This window comes from Corynebacterium alimapuense, assembly GCF_003716585.1.
Taxonomy (GTDB): domain Bacteria; phylum Actinomycetota; class Actinomycetes; order Mycobacteriales; family Mycobacteriaceae; genus Corynebacterium; species Corynebacterium alimapuense.
This window is the reverse complement of the sequence record NZ_PTJO01000005.1, coordinates 462,518-470,214: the sequence shown is the minus strand read 5'-3', so window position 1 is coordinate 470,214 and position 7,697 is coordinate 462,518. Positions and strand designations below refer to the sequence as shown.

4 protein-coding genes and 1 rRNA gene are annotated in these 7,697 nt (G+C 58.4%); 2 read left to right on the top strand and 3 right to left on the bottom strand.

The genetic code is table 11. The features are described 5' to 3' along the window. Window positions 1–64: 64 nt before the first annotated feature. Both rrf and C5L39_RS09255 read left to right on the top strand, forming a co-directional pair. A 5S ribosomal RNA gene (rrf, locus tag C5L39_RS09260) occupies window positions 65–182 on the top strand. 272 nt (window positions 183–454) lie between these two features. Further along, complete coding sequence (locus C5L39_RS09255; protein WP_123048584.1) at window positions 455–2,986, top strand: ABC transporter permease; 2,532 nt, start codon at window positions 455–457, stop codon at window positions 2,984–2,986. Window positions 2,987–3,027: 41 nt separating this feature from the next. Here C5L39_RS09255 and C5L39_RS09250 read toward each other — a convergent pair whose 3' ends face one another. The 3 genes from C5L39_RS09250 to C5L39_RS09240 all read right to left on the bottom strand — a co-directional run bounded on the left by C5L39_RS09250 (window position 3,028) and on the right by C5L39_RS09240 (window position 7,674). Further along, window positions 3,028–3,675 (bottom strand): DUF3239 domain-containing protein, encoded by a 648-nt coding sequence (locus C5L39_RS09250; RefSeq protein ID WP_123048583.1) that lies wholly within the window; start codon window positions 3,673–3,675, stop codon window positions 3,028–3,030. An 11-nt stretch (window positions 3,676–3,686) separates the two neighbouring features. Then, complete coding sequence (locus tag C5L39_RS09245; protein ID WP_123048582.1) at window positions 3,687–5,345, bottom strand: DNA repair helicase XPB; 1,659 nt, start codon at window positions 5,343–5,345, stop codon at window positions 3,687–3,689. 85 nt (window positions 5,346–5,430) lie between these two features. Beyond that, the gene (locus C5L39_RS09240) at window positions 5,431–7,674 is read right to left on the bottom strand and encodes a helicase-associated domain-containing protein (RefSeq protein ID WP_123048581.1); all 2,244 of its coding nucleotides are present in this window, start codon (window positions 7,672–7,674) and stop codon (window positions 5,431–5,433) included. Window positions 7,675–7,697: the final 23 nt, after the last annotated feature.

Here is a 7,697-nt window from a genome sequence, read left to right as displayed (position 1 = left end):
TCTGACACAGCACACCCACCCTTATGGCACCCACCTTGTGTGTGGTTGTTGTCCCGGTGAGTGTGTCGGTGGTTGATAGCGGCAGGGAAACGCCCGGTCCCGTTCCGAACCCGGAAGCTAAGCCTGCCCGCGCTGATGGTACTGCACCCGGGAGGGTGTGGGAGAGTAAGTTGCCGCCGACCTAAAACTTAAAAATATTGTAGGCCCCTTATAACGATTCCTACCCTTTTTACAAGGGAACGGATTGTTATAAGGGGTCTACATGCATGCCCAAAGTAGATGTCTAAACCACAAACCACTTCTTGTTTGCTAGGCACACAGGTAACCAACAGTGAATACGACTAAAATCGGAGCGTTGGCAGCTTGCGACGATATCCGATTGAGTTAGTCGCCGGCATCGCCTCCTAGTGACTTTTTCCCGTACAACTTCAGATCCCTAAGGATAGTTATCAATATGAAGCCGCAGCCCATCCTTAGGATGCTGGTTCTTCGCAGCCTCGGAGCGCATAAGCTGCGGTTATTCCTCACCGTCGTGGCGGTGGTGTTAGGTACTAGCTTTGTCTCTGGTGCCTTCATACTTACTGCCTCCTTGTCGAAGGCTTTCGATGACATTACGTCCGGAAGTGTGGCTGGGGCGGATTTGATTATTGATTCGACCCCTGAGTACCCGCTTACTCTAGACACGGCTGCGGAGATTTCTGAGCGCGCCGATGTCGACCGGACTGAGGTATTGGATTCCCGGCCAGTGATCATCATCGGGCCAGATGGTGCTCCCTACCAATCAGGTGGAGCTGGCTCATGGGTACTGCCCTACACCCCACCGGAGGATGCGGTGATCTCGGTCTCCGAGGTAGTAGAAGGCAGAGCACCTAGCGCCGCCGGGGAAGCGACTGTTAACAGCGAGGCCGCAGAGACTGCCGGCATCGAGATCGGTGACACTATCTCGGTCGTCGACTATGAAAAGCGCTTGGAATTAGAAGTGGTTGGTATCAATGAACTCTCGCTAGCAACCGGTGGTTGGGCGGGAGCCTCCTTGGACACCGATGTGTTTCGATCTGAGTTTAGCGATGGCAATTCCCTGAGTAGGTTGGCCATTGAAGGCTCAGTTACTCAACAGCAGTTGCAGGCTGATTACCCTGATCTCTTAGTGGTCACCGCAGAGGAAGCCGCGGAGGCTGAATCAGCGGAGATTGGCGAACTCCTGGCCTTTTTCACCTACATTCTCTTGGCCTTTGGACTCATCGCTTTGATGGTCGGCACCTTCATTATCTCCAACACCTTCTCGATGATCGTGGCTCAACGAACTCGAGAATTCGCCCTGCTGCGAGCTATCGGCATGTCTAGGCGCCAATTGACTGGTTCAGTGTTGGTGGAAGCGATCGTCATCGGAGTGATGGGATCCATCCTGGGTATTGGAGTCGGAATTGGCTTGGTCAGGGCGATCGTCGTTGGCATGGAGGCCTTCGGACTAGGGTTCCCCGACGCAGGGCTTGGCCTTGACGCCGCCAGTGTGATTGCCCCGATTGGCATTGGCGTGTTGGTTACTGCCTTCAGCGCTCTGGCACCTGCCCGACGCGCAGGAAAAATCTCTCCCGTTGGCGCTATGCGCCAGGGGGATCAAATGACGCACCAGCCACTTCTGGTGCGGACGCTTATCGGCCTGGCACTGCTGCTCCTTGGTGCAGCCGGCACCTTAATAGCGGTGTTTGCCACCGGGTGGAACACCACTGATCGGGCGATTCTCACTGGCGGAGGAGCGCTGGCAATCGTGGCTGCAGTGCTGCTGCTGTCGGGCTGGATTGCTCGGAGCCTATTTAGCATTCGCCCGCCCGCAGGCCGGGTGGTGGCACTGTTGGCGGGGACAAACCTCTCGCGCAATCCTCGCCGTACTGCCGCCACCGCATTCGCGCTGACCTTAGGTGTGGCGCTGGTGGCTGTGGTGGGCATCCTGGGTGCTTCGGTGAAAGAGTCGGTGTTTGGGGATATCGACGAGCAGCTCAAGGCGAAATCAGTGGTGGCCACCGGAATCATCTCTAACCAAGGAATCCCGCAGCAAGCGGTAGGGGATATTGAAGCTATCGATTCGGTAGCTGGCACTGTCGCTATGACCTGGCTGCCGATGACCATCAATGGTCAAGGGGCGAGCACCAATGGGCAAAATGCCATTACCTCAGTGTTAGATGATGACCCGCGCATAGCGCTTGCACTGACTGAAACCAGTGGCTCATTCGACGCAGCCACCCAATCGCCAGGTGTAGGACTCAGCGATACCGTAGCCGCCACGTTTGGGGTCAGTATCGGAGACAATGTTGACGTCGAGGTGCCTTCCACTGGCCAGAGCGTATCGGTGCCAGTCTTGGTGACCTGGGAAGATAGCTCTGCCTACACACCCATGGCGGTCAGTAACGTCACTGCCGAAGAGCTTTTCCCAGATCAGAGCCAATGGTCTTTGGACACCCTTTATGTGGTCTATGGCGAAGACGCGGATGAGGCAGCAACCCATCAACAGGTCATTGACGCAGTGGCCGGTTATGGAGTGCTTCAGGTGATGACGGCAGAGGAGTTCGGTCTTGCCGGTGCCGAGCAGATTGATCAGCTGCTGACCATGGTTTATGCACTGTTGGCGTTGTCTGTGGTTATTGCAGCGCTGGGGATTATCAACACCCTGGCGTTATCGATCGCGGAACGGCGCCATGAATTTGGAATGCTCAGGGCCGTGGGGATGCAGCGGAGCCAAATCTCTCGAATGATTCTCATCGAGTCGGTCTATATCGCAGTGTTTGGTGCGGTCTTTGGCATCATCACTGGTGTGTGGCTGGGCTGGTGTTTCGTACGTATTCTCGCCGATCAAGGAATTGATCGCTGGTTAATCCCTTGGTCACAGATGGGGGCTTTGGTGCTTGGAGCTGTCATCGTCGGCATTCTTGCCGCTCTCTGGCCAGCTCGAAAAGCTGCTCTAACCTCAGCGATGTCCGCGGTGGAATAGCCAACCAAAGCTGGCTAACACCGACGACCGGCGTTGAGGGATTACAGGACTAAGAGGTTGTAATCAGTCGCCTTGACGTCTCTGAGTAGCTCGCGGCTTTTATCCAACCGCGTCCACTGATCTTCAGGAATAGCCCGTCGGGCATCTGCGACGACACTGGCGTCTGGGGTGGCCCACGCGATGGGCATGGGCGAGATCTCATCCCATTGAGTTTGGTTGCTGAGGCTGCGGCGCCCCTGGACGGCGACAGCCGGGATTTTGGTACCGCGCGTGGGTTTGTCGATTCCGTTGACTCGGGTGACAGTCCGGAGCGCAAGCCCCCAGCCAGGTGGCAGCTGTGGGTCAACATTGGTGTTGACCAAAGCCATGATCACGAAGTCTCGTGGGTTGACCTCCACAATCATGGCGGGGGCTAGGGGGTAAGTGTCGTAGAGATCTTGAGCGGTGCCGACCTTGCTGGGAACTACCGCAGCGATGATGACGCTGACCACTGCGAACGTCAGCAGGATGATTCCGCCGATGAGACCCCACGCTTGGTCTGCACCCCACCAGAGAAAAACCGCTGCCGATAGGGCGAGCAGGATGAGCCCCAGCGTGATCGCCGACCATTGCAGTCGGCGAGTGTCTTTGATCATTTCGTTGTTTTGTTTTGCAAATTCCTCGTCAACTTTGAACGTGAAAGCCTTCATGGCTGTGCAGTCTATCCGAGCTCATCGAGGTCATCGGCATCCACGATGCGGTAGGCATAACCTTGTTCCGCCAGGAAACGCTGGCGGTGAGCGGCATACTCGGAATCTAAGCTGTCGCGGGAGACCACTGAGTAGAAGTGCGCTTGGCCACCGTCTGCTTTCGGACGAAGCAGCCGGCCCAGTCGCTGAGCTTCTTCCTGCCGGGATCCGAACGTACCGGAGACCTGGATCGCGACTGCCGCCTCTGGAAGATCGATGGAAAAATTAGCTACCTTGCTGACCACAAGGACGGTGACCTCGCCGGAGCGGAAGGCGTCGAAAAGCTCACCGCGCCGCTTATTCGAGGTCCGACCCTCGATGAGGGGGGCGTCGAAACGCGTCGCAAGCATCTGGAGCTGGTCGAGATAGGCGCCGATGATCAATGTGGGCTGGCCGTGGTGTCGGGTCAGGAGCTGATCGATGACCGCGATTTTTCCGCGGGCACTAGCGGCTAGGCGGTAGCGATCCTTAGACTCTGCGGTGGCGTAGAGCATGCGCTCTGCGTCGTTCATAGTGGTGCGGACCTCGACGCACTCGGCGGTGGCGATGAAGCCCTGAGTCTCCAGATCCTTCCAGGGGGCGTCGTAGCGCTTGGGACCGATGAGGGAGAATACGTCGCCCTCGCGGCCGTCTTCACGCACCAAAGTGGCGGTCAGACCTAAGCGACGTCGCGATTGTAGATCTGAGGTCATCCGAAATACCGGGGCGGGCAAGAGATGGACTTCGTCGTAGATGATCAGGCCCCAGTCGCGGGAGTCAAAGAGCTCGAGTGCCCGGTACTGGCCTTTGGTTTTTCTCGTGACCACTTGGTAGGTCGCGATGGTCACGGGCCGGATTTCTTTGCGTTCACCGGAGTATTCGCCGATTTCATCCGGGGTGAGTGTGGTCCGGCGCAATAGTTCATCGCGCCATTGCCGGCCAGCGACAGTGTTGGTGACCAAGATTAGGGTGATCGCTTGGGCGCGCGCCATCGCTGCTGCGCCCACCATGGTTTTGCCTGCACCACAGGGCAAGACCACGACCCCTGAGCCACCCTCCCAAAAGGATTCGGTGGCATAGCGCTGGTAATCGCGTAGTTCCCAGGCCTCGAGCTCGGTCGATAGTGCGATGGGATGAGCTTCACCATCGACGTAGCCGGCCAGATCCTCGGCGGGCCAACCGACCTTGAGCAGCTCTTGTTTGATGCGCCCGCGCTCAGAAGGATGAACCGCGATGGAGCTGGCATCGATTCTGGCCCCCAGCATCGGCCGGATGGCTCGGTGGCGTTCCAACTCAGCCAAGATCGCCGGCTCTGCCGATTCCAGCAATAGACCGTGGGCAGGGTGCTTGTGCAGTCGTACTCGGCCGTAGCGCGACATTGTCTCGGCGATATCTACCAGCAGCGGTTGCGGGACCGGGAACCGAGAGAATCGCTCGAGGACATCAACTACCTGCTCGGCATCGTGACCAGCAGCCCGAGCGTTCCACAGCGCTAGTGGAGTGATGCGGTAGGTGTGGATATGCTCCGGCGCGCGCTCCAACTCGGCGAAAGGAGCCAAAGCGGCGCGCGCCTGATCAGCCGCTGGATGATCGATCTCCAGCAGGACCGTCTTGTCGGACTGAACGATCAACGGGCCATCCCCGAATGCCATGGGTGTGCTCCAAACCTCGATGAAGAGTCTCGACTAGTGCGCTGTCCTGCCATTATGGCAGGTAGGTCAATTCCTCTTGGCGCGCCTAACCTACCTGAATCTCGGTAATGCGGTGCAGCATGAATCTCTTGACCTGCCCAGTTGCCTGTTCTATCGCATCGACTTGCCCGCCGTTGACCGTTAACGGAGTAACTCTAAGGTGGGTGGCTTGACCCTGCTTATCGACAAACCCGAGGGTCACCGTCTGCCTATTCCTGGCGGCTGCTTGAAGCAGTGCGAGCGTCTGGGAGTGCTCGATGGGGGGCCTGTGGCCGGGCTGGTGTGGTTGATCGCCTCGGCGAATAGCCGCGACGGCAGCGTGGACACGTTGTTCATCGAGGACTCTGGTTGCCGTTGCCGTAGGTGCTGGATCAGGTAGCCGGAGCGGCTTGGGTCGGATGTCTAAGGCGGCGCCAGTGGCATCCTCTGCCACTGGCTGGAACCCCGCCGCGCGGAGAGCCTCGATGACCTGAACTAACGGAGCCTGCGCTACCGCGACCGTCGGGGCAATCACCTGGAGCGCGAGACGTTCTGCAGCTGAGGTTCGGGCAGCTTCCGCCAGCAGCGAAGGATCCTCGCATCGGAGGTAGCTCAACGCTGGTCCACCGCGCAGAGTGCCATGACGTCGGGCTACATCGTCGATGAGGAAAAGGAGAGACTGGGGGACCTGGCCGAGGCAATGATCGTTGAGCCAGCCGCTGATTTCCTGTGCGGTGCGTCCTGCATCGAGGGCTCTCCGGAGGGAGAACTCGCTAACCCGGTAGAGACTAGCCAACCCAGGAGACTCGAGTTCTCCGAATAAGTCTAGTTCGAATTGCAACTCCCGGGGCAATGGTCCGGGAGCCAGGATGGTCATATCTCCCTGAGCGATAACCCGCTCGACCGTCCCTGGGGTGATATCTTCCGCCACTGCTTGCGGATCAGCAGCTGGGTCGAGCAAAGCGCGCAGCAGCGAGGTAGCTATCCCAGCTGAGAGCGCACCAATCCACCGGGCTTCGTCGAGGATTTTAGAAAAGGTGGAATCTTTGAGGGCGATCGCCGCGAGTGGATGAGCGAAGGCGAAGTCTGCGCGCAGCTGATCATCAGTGAGCTCGACTCCTGGGGCCACACAGACCAACTCCGTGAGAATCAGGTGACGCTGGTCTACCAGACCTTCTTGCCGGCTGGTTTCGGAGAGCAATCGGATCGATTGCTTGCGTTGGTCTTGCTGGCCCACCCGCCACCAAGCCCAGTGGGAACTGATCCAGCCTTGCATGAGAGTTAGCCACTGGCTGGGTAGTTCTTCCGCTAACCAACCATCGGCCTGCTGGGTGGGAGCAAGTAGTCCATCGACTCGATTCAATAACCCGGAGGAGATTCCCAGACTGATCAGGCGAGAAATTTCCCCCTCGTCAACGTTGATCCTTCGGGCCAAAGCAGTGGTGGGACGCACACCTACTCCGCCTTCTTTGAGCAGTTCTACAGGATCGTTGCCCAGGATATCGATGAGCTGTCGTAGCTTGCGGGCAACCTCAAGCCCAGCACCGGCACCGATCTGATCGGCTCGGTCGAGGGCACGCAGATCCGGGATGGTCTCGCCGGTGGCTCTTGCTGAAGGCACCAGTGGCGGCTGCAGCATTTCCTCGCCGCGAAGCGCTGAGCTGACCTGTCGGGGAAGCCGTACCGTGTGCTCGTCAATCTTTAAGAGCAATCCGGCAGCTAACAACCTGGCGATGGGATGAGCAGGGTCGGCATCCGTGGCAGCATGTTTAGTCCGGCCGAAGCCTCCGGAGTCCAACAACGTCTTCAAGATAGCTAGTTGTCGGGGTTCTAATGCGACGATCTGCTGTGCTACCGAGGGGCCGATAGCGGCAGTGTCAGCGGAATTGAGCAGCTGCCAGTCCCTCGGCAAGGCAGGGGAGGCTTCCATCATGAGCCCAAGCGCGGAATCCTCCCCGTAGATCAAGGCGAGCTTTCGGAGTTGAACAAGTGCAGCTTCGACTTGGGCGGCGGTGAGCTCTGGGGAGCCAGCGCGGGCCAGTACATCATTGATAAGGAGATCGGTATCCACTGGATGCAGCTCTGCTCCCAGATCAGCTGCCGATTCAATGGTGGCTAATTCGAGTGCAGTTAAGCCGCGTAGCGCGCGAGCTACGGAGGCCCGCAGTTGGAGTCTGGCGGCTAGAGGGGTGATCCCTGGGGGTAGGGGTAGAGCCACATCCGGGCGGGAACGCACCAGATCGCTCAGTTCCGCATCGCTGCGTTCGGCCAGCCAAGTGCGGAAATCAGGTAGATCGGGGGTAGAAGTCATGATGTGACCGATTTTAACTGCTG